General features: G+C 49.0%; 1 protein-coding gene. It reads right to left on the bottom strand.

Features of this window, described 5'->3' with window-relative positions:
- On the bottom strand, nt 1-1,562 hold a 1,562-nt coding region (locus tag BC659_RS16745; protein ID WP_211340675.1), incomplete at both ends, for a hypothetical protein.

Here is a 1,562-nt window from a genome sequence, read left to right as displayed (position 1 = left end):
GCACTGATCGCTGCTGTCGGAACAGGATTAACTGTTACACTGCTTGATACCGATGCTGATGAACAACCTTCTGCACTGGTCGCTACTACACTATATACACCACCACTGCTTACAGTGATTGATGAAGTTGTTGCTCCATTGCTCCACAGGTAGCTCGCACCACCTGTTGCTGTCAAGGTTACAGATCCGCCTGCACAGAATGTAGTCGGACCATCTGCACTGATCGCTGCTGTCGGAACAGGATTAACTGTTACACTGCTTGATACCGATGCTGATGAACAACCTTCTGCACTGGTCGCTACTACACTATAAGTGCCTGCAGCTGATACGGTGATTGATGAAGTTGTTGATCCATTGCTCCACAGGTAGCTCGCACCACCTGTTGCTGTCAAGGTTACAGATCCACCTGCACAGAATGTGGTCGGACCATCTGCACTGATCGCTGCTGTCGGAACAGGATTAACTGATACACTGCTTGATACCGATGCTGATGAACAACCTTCTGCACTGGTCGCTACTACACTATAAGTGCCTGCAGCTGATACGGTGATTGAAGAAGTTGTTGCTCCATTGCTCCACAGGTAGCTCGCACCACCTGTTGCAGTCAAGGTTACAGATCCGCCTGCACAGAATGTGGTCGGACCATTCGCACTGATCGCTGCTGTCGGAACAGGATTAACTGATACACTGCTTGATACTGATGCTGATGAACAACCTTCTGCACTGGTCGCTACTACACTATAGGTTCCTGCAGCTGATACAGTGATTGATGAAGTTGTTGCTCCATTGCTCCACAGATAGCTCGCACCACCTGTTGCTGTCAAGGTTACAGATCCGCCTGCACAGAATGTGGTCGGACCATCTGCACTGATCGCTGCTGTCGGAACAGGATTAACTGATACACTGGTTGATACTGATGCTGATGAACAACCTTCTGCACTGGTTGCTACTACACTATATACACCACCACTGCTTACAGTGATTGATGAAGTTGTTGCTCCATTGCTCCACAGGTAGCTCGCACCACCTGTTGCAGTCAAGGTTACAGATCCGCCTGCACAGAATGTAGTCGGACCATCTGCACTGATCGCTGCTGTCGGAACAGGATTAACTGTTACACTGCTTGATACCGATGCTGATGAACAACCTTCTGCACTGGTCGCTACTACACTATAGGTTCCTGCAGCTGATACAGTGATTGATGAAGTTGTTGCTCCATTGCTCCACAGATAGCTCGCACCACCTGTTGCAGTCAAGGTTACAGATCCACCTGCACAGAATGTGGTCGGACCATTCGCACTGATCGCTGCTGTCGGAACAGGATTAACTGTTACACTGGTTGATACTGATGCTGATGAACAACCTTCTGCACTGGTTGCTACTACACTATAGGTTCCTCCGTTTGTTACGGTGATTGATGAAGTTGTTGCTCCATTGCTCCACAGATAGCTCGCACCACCTGTTGCAGTCAAGGTTACAGATCCACCTGCACAGAATGTGGTCGGACCATCTGCACTGATCGCTGCTGTCGGAACAGGATTAACTGATACTGTTGTTGATAC

This window comes from Sediminibacterium goheungense, assembly GCF_004361915.1.
GTDB classification, from domain to species: domain Bacteria; phylum Bacteroidota; class Bacteroidia; order Chitinophagales; family Chitinophagaceae; genus Sediminibacterium; species Sediminibacterium goheungense.
This window is presented reverse-complemented; position numbering and strand designations above follow the sequence as displayed.